This is a genomic window from Altericroceibacterium xinjiangense (assembly GCF_003958635.1).
Taxonomy (GTDB): domain Bacteria; phylum Pseudomonadota; class Alphaproteobacteria; order Sphingomonadales; family Sphingomonadaceae; genus Altericroceibacterium_A; species Altericroceibacterium_A xinjiangense.
This window is the reverse complement of the sequence record NZ_RSEK01000014.1, coordinates 14,926-40,934: the sequence shown is the minus strand read 5'-3', so window position 1 is coordinate 40,934 and position 26,009 is coordinate 14,926. Positions and strand designations below refer to the sequence as shown.

At 63.7% G+C, this 26,009-nt stretch carries 20 protein-coding genes and 1 pseudogene; 2 read left to right on the top strand and 19 right to left on the bottom strand.

Going from position 1 to position 26,009, the window contains the following annotated elements:
• From ELY13_RS12910 to ELY13_RS12870, 8 genes and pseudogenes are all read right to left on the bottom strand, one after another.
• Positions 1-200, bottom strand: a pseudogene (locus ELY13_RS12910) (sulfatase family protein); the annotation flags it as partial.
• Between the two features lie 413 nt (positions 201-613).
• Complete coding sequence (locus tag ELY13_RS12900; RefSeq protein ID WP_206436065.1) at positions 614-1,177, bottom strand: PepSY-like domain-containing protein; 564 nt, start codon at positions 1,175-1,177, stop codon at positions 614-616.
• Positions 1,178-1,603: 426 nt separating this feature from the next.
• The gene (gene eda / locus ELY13_RS12895; protein WP_126174328.1) at positions 1,604-2,230 is read right to left on the bottom strand and encodes a bifunctional 4-hydroxy-2-oxoglutarate aldolase/2-dehydro-3-deoxy-phosphogluconate aldolase; all 627 of its coding nucleotides are present in this window, start codon (positions 2,228-2,230) and stop codon (positions 1,604-1,606) included.
• Positions 2,227-3,600, bottom strand: coding sequence for a mannitol dehydrogenase family protein (locus ELY13_RS12890; protein WP_241233703.1), 1,374 nt, complete (start codon positions 3,598-3,600; stop codon positions 2,227-2,229). The genes eda and ELY13_RS12890 overlap by 4 nt, the downstream gene beginning before the upstream one ends.
• A gap of 26 nt (positions 3,601-3,626) precedes the next feature.
• Positions 3,627-5,027: a glucuronate isomerase gene (gene uxaC / locus ELY13_RS12885; RefSeq protein WP_126174326.1), complete on the bottom strand. Its 1,401-nt coding sequence runs from the start codon at positions 5,025-5,027 to the stop codon at positions 3,627-3,629.
• Positions 5,028-5,809: 782 nt separating this feature from the next.
• The gene (gene kduD, locus ELY13_RS12880; protein ID WP_126174317.1) at positions 5,810-6,565 is read right to left on the bottom strand and encodes a 2-dehydro-3-deoxy-D-gluconate 5-dehydrogenase KduD; all 756 of its coding nucleotides are present in this window, start codon (positions 6,563-6,565) and stop codon (positions 5,810-5,812) included.
• 14 nt (positions 6,566-6,579) lie between these two features.
• Positions 6,580-7,416: a 5-dehydro-4-deoxy-D-glucuronate isomerase gene (gene kduI, locus ELY13_RS12875; RefSeq protein ID WP_126174316.1), complete on the bottom strand. Its 837-nt coding sequence runs from the start codon at positions 7,414-7,416 to the stop codon at positions 6,580-6,582.
• A gap of 95 nt (positions 7,417-7,511) precedes the next feature.
• Positions 7,512-8,579 carry a LacI family DNA-binding transcriptional regulator gene (locus tag ELY13_RS12870; RefSeq protein ID WP_126174325.1) on the bottom strand — a complete coding sequence of 356 codons (1,068 nt, stop codon included), beginning with the start codon at positions 8,577-8,579 and terminating at the stop codon, positions 7,512-7,514.
• A gap of 62 nt (positions 8,580-8,641) precedes the next feature.
• Here ELY13_RS12870 and ELY13_RS12865 point away from each other — a divergent pair, with 62 nt between their 5' ends.
• Complete coding sequence (locus ELY13_RS12865; RefSeq protein ID WP_126174324.1) at positions 8,642-10,144, top strand: UxaA family hydrolase; 1,503 nt, start codon at positions 8,642-8,644, stop codon at positions 10,142-10,144.
• Between the two features lie 168 nt (positions 10,145-10,312).
• On the opposite strand, the gene ELY13_RS12860 is transcribed toward ELY13_RS12865, so the two are convergent.
• The 9 genes from ELY13_RS12860 to kduI (ELY13_RS12820) all read right to left on the bottom strand — a co-directional run bounded on the left by ELY13_RS12860 (position 10,313) and on the right by kduI (ELY13_RS12820) (position 22,400).
• A complete protein-coding gene (locus ELY13_RS12860; RefSeq protein WP_126174323.1) occupies positions 10,313-11,596 on the bottom strand; it encodes a TRAP transporter large permease in 1,284 nt (427 codons plus the stop codon).
• Positions 11,596-12,063: a TRAP transporter small permease gene (locus ELY13_RS12855; protein WP_126174322.1), complete on the bottom strand. Its 468-nt coding sequence runs from the start codon at positions 12,061-12,063 to the stop codon at positions 11,596-11,598. The genes ELY13_RS12860 and ELY13_RS12855 overlap by 1 nt, the downstream gene beginning before the upstream one ends.
• Complete coding sequence (locus ELY13_RS12850; protein ID WP_126174321.1) at positions 12,060-13,031, bottom strand: TRAP transporter substrate-binding protein; 972 nt, start codon at positions 13,029-13,031, stop codon at positions 12,060-12,062. The genes ELY13_RS12855 and ELY13_RS12850 overlap by 4 nt, the downstream gene beginning before the upstream one ends.
• A 342-nt stretch (positions 13,032-13,373) precedes the next feature.
• Entirely contained in the window at positions 13,374-14,375 is a 1,002-nt protein-coding gene (locus ELY13_RS12845) for an alpha/beta hydrolase (RefSeq protein ID WP_126174320.1), read from the bottom strand.
• 15 nt (positions 14,376-14,390) lie between these two features.
• On the bottom strand, positions 14,391-17,222 hold the full coding sequence (locus ELY13_RS12840; protein WP_126174319.1) for a TonB-dependent receptor: 2,832 nt from the start codon (positions 17,220-17,222) through the stop codon (positions 14,391-14,393).
• A gap of 994 nt (positions 17,223-18,216) precedes the next feature.
• Entirely contained in the window at positions 18,217-19,788 is a 1,572-nt protein-coding gene (locus tag ELY13_RS12835) for a carboxylesterase/lipase family protein (protein WP_126174333.1), read from the bottom strand.
• Positions 19,775-20,797 carry a sugar kinase gene (locus tag ELY13_RS12830; RefSeq protein ID WP_126174318.1) on the bottom strand — a complete coding sequence of 341 codons (1,023 nt, stop codon included), beginning with the start codon at positions 20,795-20,797 and terminating at the stop codon, positions 19,775-19,777. Before ELY13_RS12830 ends, ELY13_RS12835 begins: the two co-directional genes overlap by 14 nt.
• On the bottom strand, positions 20,794-21,549 hold the full coding sequence (gene kduD / locus ELY13_RS12825; protein WP_126174317.1) for a 2-dehydro-3-deoxy-D-gluconate 5-dehydrogenase KduD: 756 nt from the start codon (positions 21,547-21,549) through the stop codon (positions 20,794-20,796). The genes ELY13_RS12830 and kduD (ELY13_RS12825) overlap by 4 nt, the downstream gene beginning before the upstream one ends.
• Before the next feature lie 14 nt (positions 21,550-21,563).
• Positions 21,564-22,400 carry a 5-dehydro-4-deoxy-D-glucuronate isomerase gene (gene kduI, locus ELY13_RS12820; protein WP_126174316.1) on the bottom strand — a complete coding sequence of 279 codons (837 nt, stop codon included), beginning with the start codon at positions 22,398-22,400 and terminating at the stop codon, positions 21,564-21,566.
• A 546-nt stretch (positions 22,401-22,946) separates the two neighbouring features.
• Between kduI (ELY13_RS12820) and ELY13_RS12815 the strand changes: the two genes are divergently transcribed.
• Positions 22,947-23,732, top strand: coding sequence for a 2-keto-4-pentenoate hydratase (locus ELY13_RS12815; RefSeq protein ID WP_241233702.1), 786 nt, complete (start codon positions 22,947-22,949; stop codon positions 23,730-23,732).
• Positions 23,733-24,034: 302 nt separating this feature from the next.
• Here ELY13_RS12815 and ELY13_RS12810 read toward each other — a convergent pair whose 3' ends face one another.
• A complete protein-coding gene (locus tag ELY13_RS12810) occupies positions 24,035-24,502 on the bottom strand; it encodes a GlcG/HbpS family heme-binding protein (RefSeq protein WP_126174314.1) in 468 nt (155 codons plus the stop codon).
• Position 24,503: 1 nt separating this feature from the next.
• Complete coding sequence (locus tag ELY13_RS12805; protein WP_126174313.1) at positions 24,504-25,988, bottom strand: pectate lyase; 1,485 nt, start codon at positions 25,986-25,988, stop codon at positions 24,504-24,506.
• Between the last annotated feature and the right edge of the window lie 21 nt (positions 25,989-26,009).

Below are 26,009 nucleotides of genomic sequence, written 5' to 3'. Positions count from 1 at the left end.
ACCGGCGTTTCGTAGTCGCGGCGGCCGTACACCGACAGGTCGGCGTAGCCGAGGTCGTCCGCCATGATGAACAGGAAGTTCGGCTTTCTCCCCGGAGTGTGAGCGAAGGTCGGGGCGGCGGCAATCAATGCGCCCGTTCCGAGCGCGCCGGCGACTACTCCACGGCGGGAGAAGTTCAGATTTCCAGGGCTCTTGATCATGGTTTCACTTCGCAGACTTTATGGGGAACTGATCTGTCGGACAATGTGCCATCTACATCCTGAATTTCACACGAATCGTATAGCGCCGGCGCAGCAGGTCAAAGAGCACACTATTCGTCTGAATTGGATGGGCTTCAAACACGCTGTGATACGGCGTCACCGGTGGATCCCTGTCCGTGAGGTTCGTGACCATGCCGAAGACCTCGCAGTCATTGTCGCCGACCGCGAAGTCGTAGGAGACGCGCAGGTCTAGGTAGAGCGCAGAGTCCACCCGAGGATTAGCGGCTTCGCCAGGGTGAGGCTTACGCCTGTCCTACTGTTCCATGCGCCTGATCGCTGTCCGTTACCGCTCCCTGGACAGTACCCACAGCAAGGTTCTCCGCTCACCGCGCGAGGCATTCTCGCTTTGCCGATCAGTGAGCCCACTCATGCGTGAGAACTTCGGCCCGGTGCCCGTCCCATTTGATCTCGACCTTCTGTTCCTCGGAACTCCCGGCAGCCGTGCCAAAAAGCTCGTAGATGACGAGCCCGTCAGCCTGGGTGCTTTCGATTACCCGCGTGGGAGCGAAGCTGAAGCTGTATGCGGCGCGAACCGGTTCCGGCGCGGCGGCAAAGGCGATGTCGCGCTGCGTTTCAACGACGCGCCACCGCCGACCATCCTGCATGATGTCGAACTCGACTTCAGTGCCGTCGGGAAGAGTGCCGCCAATATCGAAATAGCGGCGTCCGTCACGGACTTCGGCTTCCGCTTCGGCTACCGTGAACCCAGGGCGCGCATCAAGGGCCGCGGCCAGCACTCCTGCCGGCACCTCACCGAAGGGGATATCGGTCTTGCCGGTGGTCACAACCCTGTTGCCACCACTCGTCGCTTCGTCATTTGCGCCGATCTCGATGGCTTCCCTGATGCCATCAGATGCGCCACCGGGAGAGCAGGCGGCCGCGGCGCCAGCCAAGGACAAGATGAGGATTTTGGTCATATTCGGCCTGCTTTTCTCATTAGTCGCCAACATTAGTGCTGTCAGAGCAACTGCATTTATGGCTTGAGGGCGTAAGCGCCCTCACTTCCAAAGAACTTCTGGTCCAGCACCTCCCATGCAGTCTCGTTGCCGGAGACTGCAGCAGGGCCAGAGAAGCAGGTGCAGTTGCCCTGACACAGCCGGTCGGGCTCTTGCTCGAAAGGCCCGGTCATTCGTACTGGTGTCCAGCAAGCTCTCGCGCGATGGCCCTCTCGAACCTCTCTTGTTCGCTCATCAGATTGTCATTGTCACCAGCGGCGGAGCGCAGCCATGTCGCTTTGCGCAGGTAGCTAGTGTCCGCCGCGCCATGAGTGCAGGAACTGACATACCCCACTTCGCGCGAGCGAGACCCGATGCGAACGGGAAACGAGGAAAGTCGGATCTCCATCATCGGGTCGTACTCCGCAGGCTGCTCGCCTCGCGTGCAGCCTGTTCGATCGCGGCGTAATCAGGCGCGCCCTTGCCGGTTACCCAACTGCCGCCGACGCACAGCACCGGATCCAGCGCGAGCCACTCGGGCGCGCTCTGAGCGGTGATCCCGCCGGTGGGGCAGAAGCGCACTTGCGCGAACGGGGCAGCGAGCGCTTTCAGCACCGGGATTCCGCCCGCAGCTTCCGCCGGGAAGAACTTGAAGTGGGTCAGCCCGAGATCCAGCCCGCGCATGATCTCGCCCGCGGTGGCAACGCCGGGGAGGAACGGCACCCCCTCGCGCACCGCCGCCTTGCCGAGCGGCTCGGTCAGCCCGGGAGAAACGATGAAGTCGGCGCCAGCATCCAGCGCCGCGGCAAGCTCACGCTGATTGGTCACCGTGCCCGCCCCTACGATCGCACCCTCGACCGCACGCATTTCACGCAGGACCTGAAGCGCCGCGGGCGTACGCAGCGTCACCTCGATCACGTTCAAACCGCCCGCGACGAGCGCTTCCGCCAGGGGGCGTGCCTGTGCGGCATTGTCGACGATCAGCACCGGGATAACCGGCGCAGTCAGCATGATCTCATCGATAGTACGGGTCATGAGGGCTCCGTGGTGTTGGCGGCAAGCTGTCCTGCACAATACCGGCGGGTCAGCTCGTTCAATTGTGCATCCTGCGGCGACCAGTCCGAGGCGATCGCACCGCCTTGCTTGAACAAGGCACTCGCGAAGCCATCGTCGCCGACTTCCCGCCACAGCGTGCGAAATTCGTCCCCGCGCGGATCGTTCACCAGCGGTCCGCCGTGCCGCAAATGACGCATCCACGCAGCCAGCGCGGTCAGCACCGCGGGGCATTCCTCTCCCCGGCGGCTGTGCCATGCGAGTGTCGCAAGCCAGCGCTGGGGGATCTTCTGGCTCCCGTCCATCGCGATCTGGGCAAGCTTGTGCGGCAGCGCCGAGTTGGCAAAGCGGGCCAGCAGGCTGTCCGCATAGGCGCCAAGGTCCTGCCCGGGTGCAGGCTCCAGGCTCGTCGCGGCTTCCCGGCGCATCAACTGCTCGATCAGCGGACTCAAGGCGGGGTCGGACACCGCTTCGTGAACGTAGTCATGCCCGCGTTCCAGTCCGAGATAGGCGAGCGCGGAATGGGCACCGTTGAGCATGCGCAGCTTGGCAGCTTCGTATGGAGCGACGTCGGGGACAATCTGCGCGCCCTGCCCTGCCCAGTCAGGCACCGGGCCGGCGAAATCGTTCTCGATCACCCACTGACTGAATGGCTCGGCCACCACGACGCCTTCATCGCGCAAACCGAGCGCCGCTTCGACCCGCTCCTTGTCCGCCGCGCTCGTGGCGGGGACGATGCGGTCGATCATGGTTGCTGGAAAGCGGCATTCGCGGACCAGCCAACTTGACAACTCCGGATGGTGCGCCGCGACGTACTCGGTCATCAAGGCGGCGAGTACTCGCCCGTTGTCGGCGAGGTTGTCGCAACTGATCACCGTCAGTCCCGGAAGATTGGCCGCACGCCGCTGCAGAAGTCCCTTGGTGAGCAACGGATAGAAGCTGCGCTCCGCCAGTGTCTGATCGAGCCCACCACCGCCGCTGCGTGCATAGCCCTTCTCCGTTACCGTCAGCGTCACGATCCGTGTGTCAGGCGAAGCGACGCGGCCGACCACCGCCTGCGGATCGCCCGGCGCGAACAGCACCTCGCGCACCGCGCCGACCACCCGCAGTTCCTCACCTGAGCCGCCTTGGGTCGAAAGCGTGTAAAGCCCGTCCTGCGGATTAAGTTGCTCCGCCACGTCGGGGCTGCGAAGCGACACCCCGCAGATCGCCCAGTCGCGGTCCCCCGCGGCCATCGCGCGATCGGTGTACCAGGCCTGGTGCGCCCGGTGGAACGCTCCGATTCCGAAGTGGACGATGCCCACTTTCTGCGCCTGCGCATCATACTCCGGATGCAGTACCTGGTCGGGCACGTGCGACAATGTCCGATACGAGAGCCTCATAGCCGGTACGCTGCCTTCGCGAAGTCATACGCCAGTCCGCGAGCGAGTTCCGCCGCTTCCCAATCCTCCAGCCGGTGCTCCGCTACCAGACCGGCGAGGAAGCCACAGTCGACCCGCCGGGCAACGTCGTGACGCGCCGGGATCGACAGGAATGCGCGAGTGTCGTCGTTGAAGCCTACGGTGTTGTAGAAGCCAGCCGTCTCGGTGACCATGTGCCGGAACCGCCTCATTCCTTCCGGACTGTCGTGGAACCACCAGGCTGGTCCCAGCTTCAGGCACGGATAGTGCCCCGCCAGCGGCGCCAGTTCCCGCGCATAGGCGCTTTCGTCCAAGGTAAAGAGAATGATCGACAACCGGGCTTCGTTGCCGAAGCGATCAAGAAGGGGCTTGAGGGCATGGACGTAGTCCGTGCGCATCGGGATGTCCGCCCCCTTGTCACGCCCGAACTGCTTGAACACCTGCGCGTTGTGATTGCGAAAGCTGCCCGGATGGATCTGCATGACGAGTCCGTCGTCCAGGCTCATCGCCGCCATCTCCGTCAGCATCTGCGCGCGGAACAATTCGGCGTCCGCCGCGGTGCAATCCCCGCCCGTCACACACGCGAACAGCGCCTCGGCCTCGGTCGGCGAGAGATCGGCCGTGACGGCGGTAGGATGGCCATGATCGGTGGAGGTCGCCCCCGCTGCCTTGAAGAACGCGCGCCGCTGCCGGTGCGCTGCAAGATAGCCCTTCCAGCTACTGCAATCCTCTCCTGTCAGATCGGAGAAACGGGCTAGGTTGCCCGCGAACCCTTCAAATTCAGGATCGACCACTGGGTCGGGCCGATACGCGGTGATGACCCGCCCCTCCCAGCCGCTGTCCCGGATCTGCCGATGGTGGGCAAGATCGTCCAGCGGGCTTTCCGTGGTCGCGAGCACTTCGATCCCGTACCGGTTGAACAGCGCGCGCGGGCGGAAAGCGTCGGTCTTCAGCGCCTCCGTGATCGTGTCATAGTAGAGGTCAGCCGTGCCGCCCGACAGCTGCACGTCCAGCCCGAATGCCTCGGCAAACACCCAGTCGAGCCACATGCGTGAGGGCGTGCCCCGGAAAAGGAAGAAGTTGCGGGCAAATATTCGCCACGCCTCGCGCGGATCGGCATCGGGATTGCCGACACCGAGATCCTCCATTGCGACCCCCTGCGAATAGAGCATCCGGAACAGGTAATGATCGGGCACCAGCAGCAATTCGGTCGCGTTGCCGAACGGCTCATTCCTCGCGAACCATGCCGGGTCAGTATGACCATGCGGACTGAGGATTGGTAGCCCCGCGACTGCGGCGTACAGATCACGCGCAACGGCGCGCACTGCCGGATCAGCCGGGAACAGCCGGTCGGGGTGGAGGTAGAGCGGCTTTGTCAATTCGGTTCTCCAGAGCCTCGAACGTGAAGCGGCGGCATTTGGCTGTTCTCGGGCGAGCGGCCCAAAGGTCCGGCTGCTCCATCGAGAATTCGTCGGCTGCATCGCGGCTGTAGCGGAGCACGTCCATGCCAGCAGGGAATGGCGCCAGGCCTTGCGCTCCCGGTCGCGGCACGACGACGGCTAGCAATCGTCTGGTCCTGCAGGGCGCAGGTAGAAGCGACGTTTTCGGCAGAATCTTGGGAAGGAGGGGGCAGCACCTTGCTCTCGCGCCGAGCGGTCACAAACGCTTGCGCCAAGCCTGTCGCGAAATCCGTCGCAGCCTCACCCATCTCACTCTCCCGCTTTTGTCCTTTGCTAAGGGAAACCGGTGTCATTGGCAAGCGCCCGTGCGGGAGTGCAGTTGGCGTCGCCGTCAGTTTGAAGAGTTAACTTACTTGTCCAGATTGGACTCGTGCAGCGGTCAGGCCGCTTCACCCTTATCACCATGAACAGCCAGATCCCCTGTGACAGGGCAATCAGCTTCACCGGGAGCGATACGAGCTGATGGGAAGCGGAAAGAGCGGCAGCACTCGCGGCGCGCGAAAGCGCTCAAGCCGTGGATGGTCGGTCGCGGCATTTCCGCGCGGCGCGAACTCCGGGGCTTCGGTTGAGCCCCGGAGCCTTTCGCGCGTCGCCCGAGTTTCGTTAGGGCTGCCCACCCATGGCGAGCGGTGTTTGTGAGCGGGGTGTGAGCCGCAGGAGCATTTCTCCGAAGCAGACGACCGGTGCACCTGCGTTTGTGCTCATCGCGCGAGCCAGCCGCCGTCGACCGCCAGCACGTGGCCCTGCACGTAGTCGGATGCCGGCGAGGCGAGGAACACCGCTGCCCCTCCCATGTCCTCCGGGCTCGCCCAGCGGCCCGCGGGAATACGGTCGAGGATCGCCTGCGAACGCTCCGGATCGGCGCGCAGCTGCGCGGTGTTGTCGGTCGCGACATAGCCCGGCGCGATGGCGTTGATGTTGATCCCCTTGCCGGCCCATTCGTTGGCCAGCAGCCGGGTGATCCCCGCCACGCCGGATTTCGATGCGGTATAGCTCGGCACCCGAATGCCGCCCTGGAAGCTGAGCATCGAGGCAATGTTGATGATCTTGCCCGAGCCTCGCTCGATCATGTGCCGGCCCACGCGCTGGCACATGAAGAACACCGTCTTGACGTTGATGTTCATCACCTCATCCCAGTCGCGTTCGGAAAACTCCGTCGAATCCGCGCGCCGGATGATCCCGGCGTTGTTGACCAGGATGTCGATCCGGCCGGCTGCATCGAGCGCTTGCTGCACGATGCCCTCCACCGGCTCGATCGTCAGCAGGTCCGCTTCGATGAACCACGTTTTTCGGCCCAGCTTTCCGGCTGCGCTGATCGTCTCCTCGGGCGGCAGGTGGCCGACGAGCACCAGGTCCGCCCCGGCACCAGCGAGCGCCAGTGCGATCCCCTGCCCGATCCCCGTGTTGGCGCCCGTGACGAGCGCGACCTTGCCCGACAGGTCAAATGATATGGCCATTGCAGCTTTCCCCCTCACTTGAGCTGGCAGATATCCAGCACGTTCATGTCCGTGTAGTCGAGGTTCTCCCCGCCCATCGCCCAGATGAAGGCGTAGTTCTTGGTGCCCGAACCCATGTGGATCGACCAGGGCGGGCTGATCACCGCCTCCTCGTTGGCCATGACGAGGTGCCGCATGCTGTCGGGTTCGCCCATGTAGTGCATCACCCGGTCATCCTCGGTCGGCAGGTCGAAGTAGAGATAGATCTCGCTGCGCCGGTCGTGCAGGTGCGGCGGCATCGTGTTCCACACGCTGCCCTCCTCCAGCACCGTCAGGCCGAGCAGAAGCTGCGCGCTGTCGCACACGCCGGGGATCACCAGCTGGTAGATCGTGCGCTGGTTCGAGTTGACGAGATCGCCGCGCTCCAGCGGATTGGCCTGCTCCAGGGTGATGTGCTTGATCGGCAGCGCCTTGTGCGCCGGCAGCGAGGCAAGATAGAACCGCGCGCCCTCCCCCTCGAAGCTGACGTCCTTCGAACCCATCGGGACGTAGAGGCACTCCTTGTTCTTCATCTCGAAGCGCTGACCGTCGACCGTGATCGCCCCCTCGGAGCCGATATTCACCGCCGCCATCTCGCGCCGCTCAAGGAACGGACGCCCCTTCGCGCTCTCCGGCTCGGTCTGCGCCGGCAACGCAATCGCGCCGCCTTGCGGTACAACCCCGCCGATCACGAATCGCTCGTTGTGCGAATACTTGAGCGTAACCCGCCCATCCACAAACAACCCCTGCACCAGATAACGCTCACGCAACTCCTCGTTCGTGACGCTCCCCATCATGTCCGGATGCGTGGCGTGATAAGTCTTCGCAAACATTCAATGTTTCTCCCATGGGAACCTGCAGCCCGACTTAGGTAACCGGTGTCAGGCAACTTCATATGCGCTTTTGGGCCATCTTAGCAACCCCGCTCCTAATCTTCGCCGGAGTCCGCCGGCCGGATTGCCACGGATGAGCGCCGGACGAGGTCCGACAGGAACTGCGATGGCTGCTGCGCCGTTTCGGCCGGGCGAATCAGCTTGAAGGCGGCAGCGCGCGCCATCGATACGATAGGCCAGCGCACCGTCGTCAGTGGCGGCCATATGTGCGCCGCAATTGCCGTATCGTCGAACCCGATCAGCGACAACTCGGCGGGAATCTCGATTCCTCGCTGCCGCGCGGCGTGGAGCGCGCCAGCGGCCATTTCATCGTTGCTGGCAAAGATTGCAGTGGGTCGGGGGCTGGCCTCAAGCAGCCGCTCGGCCGCCGCGCGCCCGCTGTCGAAGGTGTAGTTTCCCCGCGCCACCCGTTCTGGGCCGACCGACAACCCATGGCGAGTCATCGCCTCGACAAAGCCTTCGTAACGTTCCCGCGCGGAGCGGAAGCCTTCCGGTCCGGCGATCAGCCCGATACGGCGATGGCCACTGTCGACCAGGTAGTCGACCGCGTGCCCGACTGCCTGGCGGTCGTTCGACTCGACCAGGTGCGCATCGTTGTCGAGATGCGCGGATCCCATCCGGACATAACCGCAGCCAATCTCACGGCAAAGCGCGGCCAGCTCGTCATTTTCGGAGATCGGAGGCAGGATCAACACTCCGTAGGGACGCTGCTGCTCCAGGAACGTCCGGATGCCGTCCAGCATCTGCGGAGAATGGCGGTCCACCGGGTGAAGAACGAGCGCAAACTCCGTGCCGCGAAGCGCTTCCAGTACGCCTTCCTGAAAGTTCAGCACCATCTGCGCGTTCGGGTTGTCGTGCAGAAGACCGATCAGGAAGTTGCGCCTCAGCGCAAGGGCGCGAGCCTGCGGGTTGGGTACGTAACCGAGTTCGGCAATGACCGCCTCGACTTTCTTGCGGGTCGCTTCATTCAGGAGAGGCGAACGGTTTATGACGCGGCTCACCGTCTTCTTCGACACCTCCGCGATCCGCGCGACATCGTTGATCGTCGGCTGTGCCTCGCGGCCACGCGCCACGCCTTTGCCTTCGCTGTCAGGCCGGGTCATGCATCCTCTCCTTCTGGGTGTAGCGGATTGCAGTTTTGTCGCCCAAGAGGCAAGAGTGAACCATGACACCGGTTTCTCACAACCCCCCCGCTCTACGTGTGCACGCGGATGACAACGTCGCGATCGCACTGCAGGATCTTACGGAAGGGCATTCGTTCCGCATCGCCGGGATCGGACTAACTACAAGGGAGCCAGTGCCGACCGGACACAAGTTCGCGCTGGAACCGATTTCCGTGGGCAGCCCCGTTATCAAGTATGGGCAGCGGATCGGCCGCGCCACCGCGCCCATCGCGCCGGGCGAGCACGTCCACACGCATAACCTCGGGACCGCGCTTGCCGGAGAGGAAGAGTACGCGCGCCCCGCTTTCACAGAAAGGTCCAGAGCCCCCGGCACCGCGGAACCGAAGTGGCAGGGATACTGGCGGGCTGACGGCCGGGCCGCGACCCGCAACGAAATCTGGATTCTGCCCAGCGTCGGATGCGTCGCCCCAATGGCCGAGGCGATCGCGCGCGAGGCAGACAGCCTCCACAAGGGCCGCGTCGATGCGGTGGTCGGCTTCGGGCACCCGCACGGTTGCTCACAGCTTGGGGACGATCTTAGCGGCACACGTGCGCTGCTGGCGGGCCTGTGCGATAATCCGAATGCGGGCGGCGTACTGCTGATGGGGCTAGGCTGTGAATCAAACCAGCTTGACGCCCTCCTCGCCGAAGTGCCCGAACGGAGCCGCGGCAAGATCCGCACCCTGCGCGCCCAAGACGCTGGGAACGAGCGTGAGGCGGCGCTGCGGCTGATCGCGGAACTGGCGAAGGAGTTCGGGGACGCCAAGCGTGAGCCATTGCCCGTTTCGGCACTCACCGTTGGGCTGAAGTGCGGCGGATCCGACGCGTTTTCCGGCCTCACCGCAAACCCGCTGCTCGGCCGGTTTTCCGACTGGATCGCCGGGGCGGGCGGGCGGCTTGTGCTGACCGAAATCCCGGAAATCTTCGGTGCCGAACACGCACTCCTTGCCCGCGCCACGTCGGAAGACGTGCACCAGCGGGCGGCTGCGCTGCTCAACCGGTTCAAGCGCTACTTCCTCGACCAAGGATTGCCGGTGTCTGAGAACCCCTCACCCGGAAACATCGCGGGCGGGATAACGACGCTGGAAGAAAAGTCGCTTGGTGCGGTACAGAAAGCCGGGAATGCGCCGCTCGCCGATGTAATCGGCTATGGCCAACAGGCGAGCGAGCCCGGCGTGACGCTACTGGAGGCACCGGGCAACGATGCCGTTTCATCGACCGCGCTCGCTGCGGCAGGGGCCACGCTGGTGCTCTTCACAACAGGACGCGGAACACCGCTCGGCTTCCCGGTCCCGACCGTGAAGATCGCCTCCAACAGTAACCTTGCAGCGTCCAAGAGGGACTGGATCGATTTCGACGCAGGCCGGGCACTGAGCGAGAGTACCGTCGGTGTCGACGAGGCATTTCGCGAACTGCTAATGGCCGTTGCGGGCGGCCAGTCGACCGCGGCAGAGCGGCTAGGCCAGCGCGCGATCGCGATCTGGAAACGCGGCGTGACACTCTAGATCCACGGCAAGCGCAGAGATTCTCAAGGCCGGCAATGTGCCCAGCCGTGCAGGCACTGCGTATCCGATCAACGATAGCCGGTGTGCCAAAACACGGCGGCGCAGTGACTCGGCAATGCGTGATCGCCGGTGCAAACGGGGCGCGACCCTTCAGTCGCGCCCTGCCTGTCAGCTCGCGAAAGCGGCGGGCAGCCACAGCGAGAGAGCGGGAATGTAGGTGATCAGCAACAGCGCGGCGATCAGCGTCGCGTAGAACGGCCAAATCGTGCGCACCAGCGTCGTCACTGGTGTTCGGCCAATCGCCGAACCTACGAACAGCACCGATCCGACCGGCGGCGTCACCAGCCCGATCCCCAGATTCAGCATCATGATAATTCCGAAATGCACTGGATCGACACCTACGTTCATGGCCACCGGCAGGAAAATCGGCGTGGTGATCACGATCAGCGGCGCCATGTCCATGAACGTTCCGAGCGCAAGCAGTATGATATTGATGATCAGCAGTGTGAGAAGCGGATTTTCGGTGATGAAGCCGATCAGAGCCCCAAGTGCCGCCGGAACCTCCAGCAGCGCGAGGGCGAAACCAAAGGCGGTGGCGGCGGCGATAATGAACAGCACCATGGATGCGGTGCGCACGGACTTGGCCGCCGCCTCCCAGAACGCAGACCAGCCCAGGCTGCGATAAACCAGCACGCCAACCAGGACCGTGTAGATGACGGCGATGGCGGAACTCTCGGTCGCGGTGAAGAAGCCGCTGAGGATGCCGCCCATGATGATGATCGCGGTCATCAGGCCAGGAAGGGCATAGGCAGCCGCCCGAATGAAGCTGCGCCAGCCGGGAAAGCTTCCCCGGGGGAGATCACGCCTGCGCGCAATGAACCAGGCCGTGCCCATCAGCATGAAGCCGGTCAGCAGGCCCGGAATGACTCCCGCCACGAACAGATCGCCGATCGAAACCCCAATACCCGATGCCGCCGAATAGATGATCATGTTATGGGAAGGCGGGATCAGCAGGCCGACAATTGCCGCAGTGACCGTAATGTTTACCGAATAATCGGCGGGATAGCCCTTCTCCTTCATCAGCGGGACCATCGTGGAGCCGATGGCAGACGCGCTGGCGATGGCCGAGCCCGACACCGCGCCGAACATCATCGACGCGCCGACGTTCACCAAGCCAAGCCCGCCCTTCATCCGCCCCATCGCGGCGTCAGCGACGCGCACCAGCCGCTCGGCAATACCGGCGCGGTACATGAGATCTCCGGCAAAGATGAAGAACGGGATCGCCATCAGCGCGAATACGCTGATCCCGGCAGCGACCCGCTGCACTGCGACGATGGCCGGGATTCCCATTACCACAAAGCACGCCAGCGACGCGCCCAGCAGCGCGAAACCGACCGGAACGCCGATCACCAGCAGGAGAAACAGGGCGCCGAAGAGGACAGCAAGCTCCATCAGTCGACTCCTTCATCCGCATAAGGTGCTCCGCTGACGATGCGCGGGATTGCAAAGACGACCATCAGGAAGCCCGACACGGGCAGCGGAACGTAAGCAAGGGAGCGGCTGATCCCGAGCGAGGGAATGACATTCGTCCGCACGAGCCAACACATCTGCACGCCGTAGATCAGCAGTATCGCGCCGAGCACTGCTACGATGGCCGCGACCAGACGCCGCACCGTCACAGCTCTTTCTCCGAGCCTTTCATCGAGCAGCGCGATGCGGATGTGAAATCCTTCGTAAACCCCGGCGGCCGCCCCGAACATCACGTACCAGATCATCAGCACCAGCGAGGCCTGCTCAGTCCACGATGGGCTGAACTGCAGTGCGTATCGTCCGAAGACCTGCCAGCCGATGATCGCAGTCATCGCCACGAGCCCGAACGAACCGAAGCGGATGAGCCAATCCGATAATGTGCGGGTCATCTGCCACTCCCCATTTCGAGAATACGCTCCACCAGCGCCGCCTGCTGCGGCGTGGTGATGAACTCGTCCCACACGGGCCGCATCAGCGCGGCGAAAGGATCGGTATCAACCGAGTTGACCAGCACCTCGGAGGCGATGATCGTCGCGCGCGCCTCTTCGACCCGCGCATCCCACAGCCGACGCATGAACGGTACCGAATCTCGCGCCGCAAGGCGGACAAGGGCACGGTCATCCGGACTGAGCTGATCCCATGTCTCCTTGCTGATCACCAGAGCTTCAGGTGTCAGCAAGTGCGCGGTCAGGCTGAAATACGGCGCCACTTCATAATGGCGGGCGCTGACGAAAGAGGGCCAGTTGTTCTCCGCCCCGTCGATCACACCCTGGGCAAGCGCCTGATAGACTTCGCCGAAAGGGATCGGCACCGCGTTCGCACCCAGTGCATTCACCATTGCTACGTACAGGTCGGAAGCAGGCACTCGCAGCTTCAATCCGACCATGTCGGCAGGCGTGACGATCGGACGCTTGGTGTTGTAGAAATGGCGGGCGCCCGAATCGTAGAACACCAATCCGACGAGGCCGTGCGGCTCGAGCGATGCCAGCACCTCGTCCCCGAGTTCGCTGTCCACCACCCGCCGCATGTGCGCCACCGAGTCGAACACGAAGGGCAGCGCAAAAGGAAGGGTTGCCGGCTCTATCGAATTCAGCGGCGCAAGATTGATGCGGTTGAGGTCAAGCCCACCGAAGCTGGTTATCTCAAGCGTGTCGGTCTCGCTGCCTAACTGCCCGCCGGCATAAACCTTGATCCCGAGACGTCCCCCGGTACGCTCGGCGAGGAGCTTGCCCATGTACTCGACCGCCTGAACCGTGGGATAGTCCGCCGGGTGGGTGTCTGAACTGGTAAGCACCCCCGCCAGTTGCGGTTTGCACCCCGGCAGGAACGCCGCAGCGGAGGCAGCAATGCCGCCCATCAGGACGGATCTACGTCCCAGGGGCGTGCAGAGGCTCGACGGCAATCGGCTTCTTTCCTGCAATTCCTCAATCCTCAAAGACGGTGATAGGGAAAGCCACAACAACGGCTCTTGCTCGCCTCCCCGTTGTGAAAACCTGCCCGGAGCGCCAACCCATCCCTTCGGTCCGCAGGGCTGCAGGCGGGCATCTCCATGCCCTGAGCGGGGTTGTTCACGCAGAGAGCACCGCCCGAACGAGGGCTCTCCGCCCAGGTCGTGGCTCGATTTTACAGCCGAGTGCGCCAGCAGAACCGGCGGCTTGCGGGGAGATTCTTCGGCGCGCGAAGGAGCAGTCGAGCTGGATCATGCGAGGCCGGTTCCACGGATCCAGGCCCGCCACAACTCCGGCCAAAGCTCAACCGGCCTGCCAATCGTCTTGCGTAGGCCGAACCCATGACCGCCGTGCTGAAAAAGATGCGTCTCGACCGGAATGCCTCGAGCTTCCAGCGCGGTCCGCAGAAGCAGCGTGTTCTCGACAGGTACCACTTCGTCATCCTCCGCGTGGAGCAGAAAAAAAGGCGGCGCGTCGGAGGGCACGTTGCGATCGGGAGAATGCTGCGCTTCGAGCGCAGGGGATGGATTCGGCCCCAGCAGAAGGTCGCGCGACCCGGCATGTGCGATACCAGAAATCATGGAAACGACGGGATAGATCGGCGCTGCACAGATCGGTTTGGCACTCAGCGCATCAGCCTCGTCCACCGGGCGGTAGGCGGGATGAGCAAAGCGCGTGCCGAGATCGGCACACAGGTGCCCACCGGCAGAGAAGCCCATCGCCCCGACGCGTTCCGGATCGATCGCGAAGTCCGCATGATTGTACCGAATGAGACGCATGGCGCGCTGGGCATCGGCAAGAGCCACATCCGGTCCTGCAGCCCATCCCTCGGCTGGCAGGCGATAGAACAGGACGAAGGCCGTGAAGTTGCGTGCTTTCAGCCAGCGCGCCATCTCATAGCCTTCCTTGTCGACCACGACATGGCGGTAGCCGCCGCCCGGCATCAGCAGGACGGCCGCGCCGTTCGGCCGGTCGGGCCGGAACACCGCCATGCGCGGCACCGAAATTCCGCGTACAGCGCGATCAGTGACGAGGGTATCGGTCGATCGTTCGTCCACCGTCTCGACTGGCGGGCGCGCCGGCATTCCCGGAGCCCCAGCCGGCCAGAGATCGATCGTCTCGGTCGGCTGCGGGAGCCCTGGAGGGAGAGCCCCGCCCGCGACGGGCGGGGCTGTCTGTGCTGCTACCCGGCTGGCGGCGAGGGCCATCAGGCCCGCACCCCCCGCCAGCAGCGATCGGCGATTCACGTCCATTTATCGACTCTCCGCCTAGAGCTGGAAGCGGACGCCAGCCATGATGACCCGGCCGAAATGGTTGTACTCGTAGTTCCGCATGGAAGGGTCGTTGACCCAGCGCGTGCGGTACTGGTCGGTCAGGTTGGTGCCCTCCACCGCGAATTCGATCTGCTCCGTCAGCCGATAGCGGATCGACGCATCGACGTTTAGCGTGCTCCCGAACCCTTCAAAGATGTTCCGGTTGCCGCTGGTGCCATCGATGTAACCGTCGCGCCAGGCGGCAGAAACACGAGCCGAGAACCGTTCATTCTCGTAGTAGATCGTGCCGTTGGCGGCCTTCTTGGCGAGGTCGATCAGCGGCCGGACATAGATATCGGTCGTGCCCCCGGTCGGATTGCCGCTTGAATTCAGTGCGGTGGCCGGGCCGAGGATCGTGTAGTCCACATCACTGTCGATCAGGGTCCCGTTGGCGATAATCCCGAAGTCGGCGAAGAAGCCCTCCGCAAAAGCCGAGAACGGCAGTACGAGCGACAGCTCAATGCCCTTGAGGCTTGCGCCCTCCCCATTTACCTGCGTGCGGAATTCGAAGGGGACGTTCGGATTGCCGCCTCCGACGAGAGCGTTGTACACAGGCGTGCCCGGGGTGAGCTGGTCGGTCGTAAACCCGTAGCTTGCGAAAGAGGCAAAAGTGCCCGTCAACGAGCTCGCGATCGGGAAGCTCGCGATATCCTTGGCGAAAACCGCGACCGAGGCGAGAGCGCCGGGCGCAACGTACCATTCGAGCGAGGCATCGTAAGCGACCGCCCGATACGGATCGAGGAACGGATTGCCCGAACTGAGCCGGAAGTTGAACTCGTCAATGGAGCCGCCTGGGGAAAGGGTGCCGAGCGAAGGCCGGGTAATGACCTTGCTTACTGCGCCGCGCAGGATGAGATCGTCGGAAAGAAACACGTTCAGATTGATCGCTGGCAACCAGTCGTCATAACTGCGCTCAACCGTGACCTCCTGGGCGCCGATGAAGCCGGTCGAACTCTGATCGGTGTTGACGTAGCGCGTGCCGAAGTTGCCGGTGGTGCGGAAGCCGAGCACCTCGGTGTCCCAGTCCACCTGAAAATAGCCGCCGGTCACTTCTTCGGTCACAGCAGGGCTGCTGCCAAGGTCCCGCCTCGCCTCCCGCTCATACAGGTTCACCGCGTCGGCGGCTGCCTGAAGCTGGGGGATGAGCCAGGTGGTGGTGGTCCCGGCCGGCTGTCCCGCGCTGCCAAGGGTGAAAAGCTCGGATATGTCTGCCGTGACCGGCAGACCATACTGCCCCGGCGCACACGAGAAGGCACCGCAGTAAGTGCTGTCACGCCGGAACGATTCCTGGTCGAATCCGAACTTGCGGTAGAGGGCGCCTACTTCGAGGAAGGCTTCGTCGGTGACCTCCCACACGACGTTGCCTGACAGCGTCTGGAACTCGTTCACCACGCTGCCCGGCCGATCACGGAACTCGGCAAGCTGGAACTGCGCGGGATCGCTGATCCCGTCGCCGCCAAAGGTCAGCACGGGGCGGTACATGTCGGTGTAATCGTGGCTGTAACCCTTGAAGTCGCGATCGTCGAAGATCAGTGTCGTCTCGACCGGGCTGTCGGCGTTCGACCTCGACTTGCCCGCGAGCAGGTTGACTGCGAGCCTGTCGGTCAGCTGGTGCTCAAGGCGGCCCGAAACCTGATAGAAGTCGGTTTCCGTTTGGCGGAGATAATTCTCGGTGCGCACCCAGGCGTTGTCGAACGTGCCCTTGATCAGATTGTTGTTCTCATCGATCGTGTAATCGACGACATCGATCGTGCGCTCGTTGGAGCGGAACAGCACCTCACCCCAAAACTCCTGGCGATCCTCGCTGAAGTTCGCATACAGACCGTCGATCGAGATATTGGTTCGGTCCGAGGGCGCCCACTGGATCGATCCGGTAAGCCCGAGGCGCTCGCGATCATGGCTGATCAGGCCGTAGCGCGGAATGCGCGGATGGAAAGCGAGACCGACCTCGTCACACACGGGGCTCGACACATAGGTTCGGTTGGCGAAGCAATCCGTGCCTTCAACCGAGCGGAACGCGGCTTGCTGCCACCGTACGGTGTTGTTGCCCAGCTGTGAGGTTTCATACTTCGAGTATGCAGCCGAAACGGATACGCCAAGCGTCTGATCTTCGTTGGTCCAGCCAACCAGTCCAGCTAGGCGCGGACCGACATTTTCGTTCAGGTCGTTGTAACGCACCTGGGCCGAACCGACGAGGCTGAACCCGGGATCGTAGGACAGGGGGTTGCCGGTGTTGAGATCCACGACCGCACCAAGCGAGCCCTCATCAAGTGAGGCCTCCGCCGTCTTGTGGACGATAATCGAGCTGAACAGCTCCGAAGCGAAAATATTGAAGTCGAAGCCCCGGCCGGCGTTGTCTGGAGAGGCGGCAATCGCCTCCATCCCGTTGACGCGCACGCGGGTGAACTGGGAGCCGAGGCCGCGCACCACGATTTGCCGGCCCTCGCCCGCATCGCGCTGGATCGCGACGCCGGGGACCCGCTGGAGCGACTCGGCAAGATTGGTGTCGGGGAACTTGGCGATGTCTTCCGCCACGATCACGTCGACTTGACTGGCCGACGCGCGCTTGGCGGCAACCGCGGCATTCAACGACGCTTGGAAACCGGTTACCACAATCTCCGAAACGGGCACCTCTTCGCTGATCTGCTCTTCGAGCACGTCAGCGGATTCCGGCAACGGCGGCGGCGGTACGGCAATGTCCTGCCCCATCGCCGCTGCGGGTAGCAGGAATGCCCCCCCGGCCAGCAGCACGGACTTCAGACTCGACGAAACGACTGGACGCGTCATGTCCCCTCCCTCTGTTCATGTTGCAGCAGGAAGTGAGCCGGCAGCGCCTGTAAAGGCCGCCCCTTTCGCATCCTGCTCCATGTTGCTCCGGCTTCTTGGACACCGGTGTCATTCATTAAGTGCGCTTGCTCCGCACGGCTGTCAAGCCCGATCAGAAGCTTAACTGAGGAGAGATGTTTGTGCATGCTGCGCGGCAGGTCCTACGGGAGGCGCGGCCACTGCCGAGCCGCGCCAATCGACCGAAGAAGCGCAGCCGCAGCATCACTCGCGCCGTCACATTGGCCAGCCCGCGGCCGGGCAGCCCGGCCGTAGCCACCACTGCCGAGGGTCCGCGAATCAGCGGGTCCGAAGTTGGCGAACATCCGGGATCACGCCGACCCGCGCAGTCTTCGGGTAAAGCGACTGGAACCTCGCAACGATTCCCCCACTCGAAGGTGCTTATCGAGGGCGGAGGGTGCGCAGGAGCACCTCTCACCCCGCCATCGCGACATGAGGAGCGCTGGACGGTGAGAGGCTCCTGCTCCTGCCCCTGCTGGGGCTGAGCGTGGCCGGGTGTGCCATGCAGTCCGTCGTCCTGTCAGCATTGCCTCCGCCGCGATGGCAGTGATCACCGAGAGCGAGGTAACCGTACGCGAGCCTCCTCCCCACGCGGCGATTGGCATGTCCGCCGCCTACCGGACCCGCGGTGCCGCCGCGCAGCCACGCCTGATGGAGTTCCGCCGCCGGGTCCTCCATCCTAATCCCGCAATCGGTGAGCATCCCGTCGGCCACAGACGTTCAGAGACCGCCGGGCGAGGTTGGAAGCACGCTCCGAGATCCAAGCGATAGCCTCGCTCGGCTCGGCAACGCTTCGGGCGCCCGGTGCGACGCTGCCCGTCGACAACGGATCAACAGGCGAGGTAGATAGCTAAACGTCCTGCCGAACGCGCTCAGTGGCTCTCCCGCGCCGACGTGGTCGCGTCATCTCACCTGCTCGCGTTCGCTGGCGCGAGCTTCAGCTGCCCGGCTGGATGTATGGCGCCAAAGCCCAAAGCTCACGCTGCCAACGTCGCGGGTCATCGACCATCCGCGTCGCCTCCTCGCCAATAACCAGCGTCGCGCGCTCCGGCAGGGTGTAGTTGGTCCAGTAGTCGAGACCTGGTCGCCCCGTGCGCGCGAGTCCGGCGAAGCCTTCCCTCATCTGGCGGCTGATCTCACGCGCCCGCTCATCCGTGCCCGAATAGCTGCCCGGGGCATCGAGCGTCCCGAACAGGTACGGGAGATCGTCGGTGTGCGCCGCGCCGCGGAGCGGATCGACAGGCGAAGGACGATCGAGCTGGTAGACCCAGGTTGCTTCCGCTCCTGCCCGCACCCGCTCTTCCGCCTCGATGACTTGGCCCGGCCAGCTTCGCCCGGCAGTCGTGGCGGCGTAGAACACTTGTTCGGGCGTGAAGTCGGGGAACTGCTTCCGGTATTGGGCGACAACCCAGCGCGGATCGAGGTCCACCTTGATCTGCGAAGCGAGCCGCTCTGCGACATTCGACCAGTCGAGCCCTTGGAGCACCTCCCCCCGCGGATCGATGAAGGCGCGCGTCTCATGCAGCGTGTTGCCCAGTATCATCGGAATGCCGACCGATTGCTCCGCCGCATTGGGCCAGAAGGGATGGCGCGGCAAATTGGTCATGTCGAGAACGGGGCCGAAATACACCCGCCCTCCGAGAATCGGATCAGTGGCTCCGAGCCCTTCCACTAACCGCTCCACCGGGAGCGTCAGCAAGCTTTCAACGTCGCCCTCGTCCAGCCCCAGTTCCGCCCAGAAGGCGCGCATTCGTGCGCGGGCGTTGCCCGGGCCGCTGGCTGTCACCTGCTGGCCGCTCATGGTCGCTGCCGAATGGAACAGCCCGCGGGCGGCTGGCATTGCCATCAGCGTCGCGATCTTGGCGCCGCCGCCGGATTGGCCGAACACCATCACACGCGACGGATCGCCGCCAAAAGCCGCGATATTGTCGCGCACCCAACGAAGCGCCGTAATCAGATCAAGCTGGCCGAGATTGCCGCTGTCGGCGAAGCGCTCTCCGTATGGCGCGAGCCAGGCGTAGCCGAGCACGTTGAGGCGCTGATTGACCGAGACGACGACTACGTCCTGCGCCGCGGCCAGGTAAGGCCCGTGGGTCAGCGGATCGGTCACGCTCCCAGACGTGTAGGCGCCGCCATGGAAATAGACCATCACCGGCCGAAGCGCACGGGGATCGGCGTCCGGGGTCCAGACGTTGAGGTAGAGTGCGTCCTCGCTCTGCACGTGGTCCTGCATCCCGGCCTGCGGTGCGATCGGCCCGAACTGCGTCGCCCGCACCGTCTCTCCCTGGAAGGGCACCGGCTGCGGCCGCGCGAAGCGTTCGGCGGTGGCGTAGCGAATGCCGAGAAAGGCGGGAACGCCGCGGTCGACGAAGCCGGCATAGCGGCCTGCGCGCGGAGAAGCCGGTTGAGAATTGTTTTGGGCGCTCAACCGGGCTCCTGCAATCATCGCGGCACCGGCCAGGCCGGCCTTGACGACCTCACGACGTGAAACACCATTATCGCCTGACATCGCCACCACCAAGATCGAACTCCTCGAGTTCACGCCGGGTCACCAGGATCGTGTCGCCGGGCAGACCGTGCTTCATCACTGCCAGTGCCAGCGCTGATTTCGCCATCTCCTGCGCCGAAGCACCCTCCAGGTAACGCAGGAGCAACCCCGCAGCGAAGGCATCGCCGGTGCCGATCCGGTCAACGATTCCTTCGACTCGCGCTTCCTCAGTCTGGACACCTTCGCCGCGCAGATCGATCCGCGCAGTGATCCGGTGGATCGCGCCCGTCTCCACGTGCCGCGCGGTTGAAGCGATGAGCTCCAGATTCGGGAATTCGGCGAATGCCGCTTCCGATGCCATCCGGCGGCGCTCCGGCCCGTCGCCGGAAAATGTTTCGCCGAGCAGCAGCGAGATGTCGCGATGATTTCCGATCAGGACACGCGCCTCTCCAACAAGCTCACGCAGGATCGCCCGGGGATCACAGTCCCATGCGGACCAGAGATTGGCGCGATAGTTGCCGTCGAAGCAGATCGGCACGCCGGCGTGCTTGGCCGCCTCGACCGCCTCGCGGGCCAGTGCCACGCCCCGTGGTCCCAGCGCGGGCGTGATGCCCGAGATGTGCAGCAACGCCGCACCTTCCAACGTACCCGCGAAGTCGAGCGAACCGGCATCGGCCAGGGCGAAGGCGCTGTCGGCCCGGTCGTACGTTACGCGGCCGGCAATGGGGCCCGTCGGCGGCTCGTAGAAGTAGAGGCCCATCCGCCCCTCGGTCTTCACGACGGCACGAGTATCGACGCCGGCTGCGGCGAGTTGCATCTGCACCATGCGCCCGAGCGGATTGTCGGGCAGCACGGTCACCATTCGGGTCGACCGGCCAAGGCTGGCGAGTGCGCATGCGACGTTTGCCTCTGCTCCGCCGACGTCGACCGCGAGTTGGTTGGTGCGGACGAGTGGTGTTTGTGAGCGGGGTGTGAGCCGCAGGAGCATTTCTCCGAAGCAGACGACCGGTGCACCTGCGTTTGTGCTCATCGCGCGAGCCAGCCGCCGTCGACCGCCAGCACGTGGCCCTGCACGTAGTCGGATGCCGGCGAGGCGAGGAACACCGCTGCCCCTCCCATGTCCTCCGGGCTCGCCCAGCGGCCCGCGGGAATACGGTCGAGGATCGCCTGCGAACGCTCCGGATCGGCGCGCAGCTGCGCGGTGTTGTCGGTCGCGACATAGCCCGGCGCGATGGCGTTGATGTTGATCCCCTTGCCGGCCCATTCGTTGGCCAGCAGCCGGGTGATCCCCGCCACGCCGGATTTCGATGCGGTATAGCTCGGCACCCGAATGCCGCCCTGGAAGCTGAGCATCGAGGCAATGTTGATGATCTTGCCCGAGCCTCGCTCGATCATGTGCCGGCCCACGCGCTGGCACATGAAGAACACCGTCTTGACGTTGATGTTCATCACCTCATCCCAGTCGCGTTCGGAAAACTCCGTCGAATCCGCGCGCCGGATGATCCCGGCGTTGTTGACCAGGATGTCGATCCGGCCGGCTGCATCGAGCGCTTGCTGCACGATGCCCTCCACCGGCTCGATCGTCAGCAGGTCCGCTTCGATGAACCACGTTTTTCGGCCCAGCTTTCCGGCTGCGCTGATCGTCTCCTCGGGCGGCAGGTGGCCGACGAGCACCAGGTCCGCCCCGGCACCAGCGAGCGCCAGTGCGATCCCCTGCCCGATCCCCGTGTTGGCGCCCGTGACGAGCGCGACCTTGCCCGACAGGTCAAATGATATGGCCATTGCAGCTTTCCCCCTCACTTGAGCTGGCAGATATCCAGCACGTTCATGTCCGTGTAGTCGAGGTTCTCCCCGCCCATCGCCCAGATGAAGGCGTAGTTCTTGGTGCCCGAACCCATGTGGATCGACCAGGGCGGGCTGATCACCGCCTCCTCGTTGGCCATGACGAGGTGCCGCATGCTGTCGGGTTCGCCCATGTAGTGCATCACCCGGTCATCCTCGGTCGGCAGGTCGAAGTAGAGATAGATCTCGCTGCGCCGGTCGTGCAGGTGCGGCGGCATCGTGTTCCACACGCTGCCCTCCTCCAGCACCGTCAGGCCGAGCAGAAGCTGCGCGCTGTCGCACACGCCGGGGATCACCAGCTGGTAGATCGTGCGCTGGTTCGAGTTGACGAGATCGCCGCGCTCCAGCGGATTGGCCTGCTCCAGGGTGATGTGCTTGATCGGCAGCGCCTTGTGCGCCGGCAGCGAGGCAAGATAGAACCGCGCGCCCTCCCCCTCGAAGCTGACGTCCTTCGAACCCATCGGGACGTAGAGGCACTCCTTGTTCTTCATCTCGAAGCGCTGACCGTCGACCGTGATCGCCCCCTCGGAGCCGATATTCACCGCCGCCATCTCGCGCCGCTCAAGGAACGGACGCCCCTTCGCGCTCTCCGGCTCGGTCTGCGCCGGCAACGCAATCGCGCCGCCTTGCGGTACAACCCCGCCGATCACGAATCGCTCGTTGTGCGAATACTTGAGCGTAACCCGCCCATCCACAAACAACCCCTGCACCAGATAACGCTCACGCAACTCCTCGTTCGTGACGCTCCCCATCATGTCCGGATGCGTGGCGTGATAAGTCTTCGCAAACATTCAATGTCTCCCAGTTCGTCTTGTGCTGTTCGGCTCCGCGTAAGCTGGACACCGGTGTCATACCACTGCTTAGTCGCATTCGAACATGGATTTCAACCGCTGTCGATCATTTGGCGGTTTAAGCCACTGGGCTGAAGAATGAGGTGCCGCGTGAGATTGAACGGCGACGGCTGCATTGACGCACAGGCACGATCCGCACCGATTCGTTCGGCACATAGAGTCTGCACTGGCGTACACATCGTGGGCCTCAGCAGCGTTGTCATTGCGAGAAAAAATAGCGGTTGGAGGCGGCGGGAACCTTCGGCTGCAGCAACCCCAACCCGATGCATCTCCGATCCTCTGGGGCCCCGGATCCCCGCAACATCGTCAATTACCACCGGCTTGTAGCCACACGTTCTGCCAGCCTTCTTCCCTCCCGATTCCAAATCTCTTCGGTCCTGCCGCACCTGCCGGATGCTTCTGACCCGTGCCGAAAAGATCAAAAGTTTGACACCGGTGTCCATAGCGCTCACATAGCCCCAAACCTGCATTTCGGGAGATGGGATTTTGGTCGCCGCTAATCGTGATGTCGCCGAAGCATTCGTGGAGGCAAGGCGCTCGGGTGAGATACTGCGGACGTACCCTGGTGAACGGCCAGCGGATCTGGAAGCGGCCTACCGCATCCAGGACCGAGCACTGTCCCTCTGGGCGAGGCCGATCGGCGGGTGGAAGGTCGGCAAGATCAACCCACCCGAGGACAGCCGCTTGGGATCGAATCGCCTTGCTGGGCCTATTTTTGCCGACACGATCGTGGACGGCACGGGTGAAGCGGCCACCATGCCGATCTTCAGGGGCGGTTTTGCCGCTGCTGAAGCGGAATTCATGCTGCGGCTTGCCCCGCCTGCTTCCGATCATGAGATACCGCGGACCAATGAATCCGTTCGCCAGTGGATCGACGAGATCAGAATCGGTATCGAGATCGCCTCTTCCCCTTATCCGGGTATCAACACGGACGGCCCCTGCGTCACTGTTTCGGATCATGGCAACAATGCAGGGCTGGTACTCGGCCCCCGGGTCGATCGGCAACTCTGGGCGGAACTCGAAAGCATCGAGGTGAAGCTTGAAGTGAATGGAGAAGTCGCTGGCGAGGCGACCACCGCGACGATGCTGGACGGCCCCTTCGGCGCCGTCCGCTACCTGTTGAGCAACTTGCAGCAACGAGGGATTACTCCGCAGGCTGGATGGTGGGTATCGAGTGGAGCGATCACGGGAGTCCACGAAGTCTTGCCGGGTGCCTACATTCGCGCCCTCTTTGAGGGCGTGGGCGTTATCGAGGCGCATATCGCACCGTAGGGAGCTGCCCTGCGATGAAACAGGCGCGGTACAAAACTCCCCCTCGCCTCCCGCCGGAGCGGAGTAGAGAGCAGCTGAATCCGGCCGTGAGGCGTCGCCGGGTCAGCGTCGCTCAAGTGAGCCACATGGCTCGACAAGCGCAATCCGGCTGAGCTCCGGCTATCGGCCTTTCACGCGGCAGCAGATCGCCAGCGCAGTGCCTTCAAAAGACCTGGGACAAGCGATAGCGGGGTCTAGCCAGGTAATCATCGCCGGGCGCGCCGCTATCGAGCCGATCTCTTCTCCCCCTCAGCGCCGGAACGTCATCGCGCCCGAGCCAGTCCCGCGCTCGCGATCTCGCCATCCTGTTCCGCAGTGCCCCCGCTGACGCCGAGCCCCCCAACGATCTCGCCGTTGACCAGGATCGGAACCCCGCCTTCGATCGCGATCACGCCAGGAACGCTGAGCGTCGGGGTGCGCCCCCCTGACACGGCATCGAAGAAGACCTTGGTAGGGCGCTTGAAGCGGGCGGCGGTCCTCGCCTTTTCACGCGCCACATCGGTCGAGCCATACTGGGTTCCATCCATCCTGTGAAAAAGGATCAACTCCCCCGCAGGATCTACAATGGCGAAGGCCATTTTGAACTGGCGAGCGCGAGCCTCCTGCTCCGCAGCGGCAACGATCGTCTTAGCGTGCTCCAGCGAGATCGCGTCGCCATACTCGGGCGGGGTCTGCTGGCCGGCAACCGGACTGGCGAGCACCAAGGCGGCGAACAATGCAATATTCTTCATACTACCTCCTTTCCTTCTCAAGCTCGGCGATCAGCGCCGCCATATTCTCGATGTAACTGCTGGTCGAAATGCCCACCGCAGGCGTGTCTGCGGCGTAAGGTGAGGTATCGGTGGCATCGCCTACGTGGGTCCGGCGGTAGTCGCCAGGCTGCGCATCCAGCGCCCCGCTCCCTCGATAGGGATTGCTGGTCGTCTCCAACGGCGTTGGCCACCAGCCCTGCCGGTTGAGGGCTGCAATGATCTGGTCAGCCTCCCTTGAACCTTCCTGGCCGCCTCCGGACATGTCTGCGACAAAGTAGCGGGGAAGCGGCGCCGGGGCTTCGGACTTCAGCGCCGAGCCCTTGACCACCTCTTCAGGCGGCGTCGCCTTCAGGCGCTCGTATTCCTCGCGCAGGCCCGCAACGTCGATGCTGCGGAAGGAGCTGTAGTGGCCGATAGTGTCCGATGGATCGTAGTCGGCATAGTATTCACCGTTAACCACGTTCGAACCGCGGCGGTGGATGAACAGCGGCCGATTGGTCCCGATTTCGACAAAAGTGGGATAGGCGCGACCATCCTTGACCAGATCCGCAGGGAGACGCACCGATTCCAGCCAGTCCAGCGCCTCCGGGATGCGGGCCAGGAACTTTGTGTCGCCGGTCAGCTGGTAGAAGTCGAACAGTTGCCGAATGTTGGCCGCCGTGGTGTGTGTCGCCAGAGCTTTGGGTTCATAGCTGCGCGCTCCGGCAGGCTGCAGATCGATCGGCGTGTACTGCAACGCCCAACCCGGCTGCGGTGCTCCTTGCTGGGTGACGAGAAAGGCGTTCATGGCGCGGTAGATCGCGTCCTTCACTCTCTCGTCGTTGAGCACGCGATCATACATCAGCAGGAACTTGATGTTCTCGCCCGCGACATCGTCGTTGAAGGTGATGAACGACGAGTAGTCCGGCTTGCCGTTCTTCGCGAAGTCGTGCCGCAGCGGGTAACGCTGCGGCCAGCCTCCGATCGGATACTGGCTTTCCAGCACGAAGTCGCGTGCCCTTTCCAGCGCCGGCAGGTACTTGGGATCGCGCTTCTCTGCATAGAGCCGGAGGAGGAACTGCATCGCTTCCGACGTGCCGGCATCGTCGAACGTGGCGTTACCCCAGTTGTGCTGGAATTCCTCAAGCCGCCAGGCGTTCTTGCCGACTGTGTCGTACCAGCGCTGGGTCGAAGGCTCCCCGGCGAGGTCGAAGAAATAGTTCCATCCGCCGCTCGGATGCTGACCGGCGATCAGGACGGCCGCCGTCTTCTCAGCCGCATTGTAATAATACTCGTCCTTCGTCGCATGATAGGCGTCGAGGAACAGGTGACCCATGGTCGGCGTGCCCGGAGGCTGGACCCAGACCATGCTCGGGTACGCTTCCAGTTCGCCCCAGCGGCGCGACATATCGGGAAGGTACGACCAGACATAGCCGCCTTCTCCGGTTGCAACCTCCTCGACCATGAAGCGAGTCGCCTTCTTCATGGTTTCAAGGATCTCCTCTCG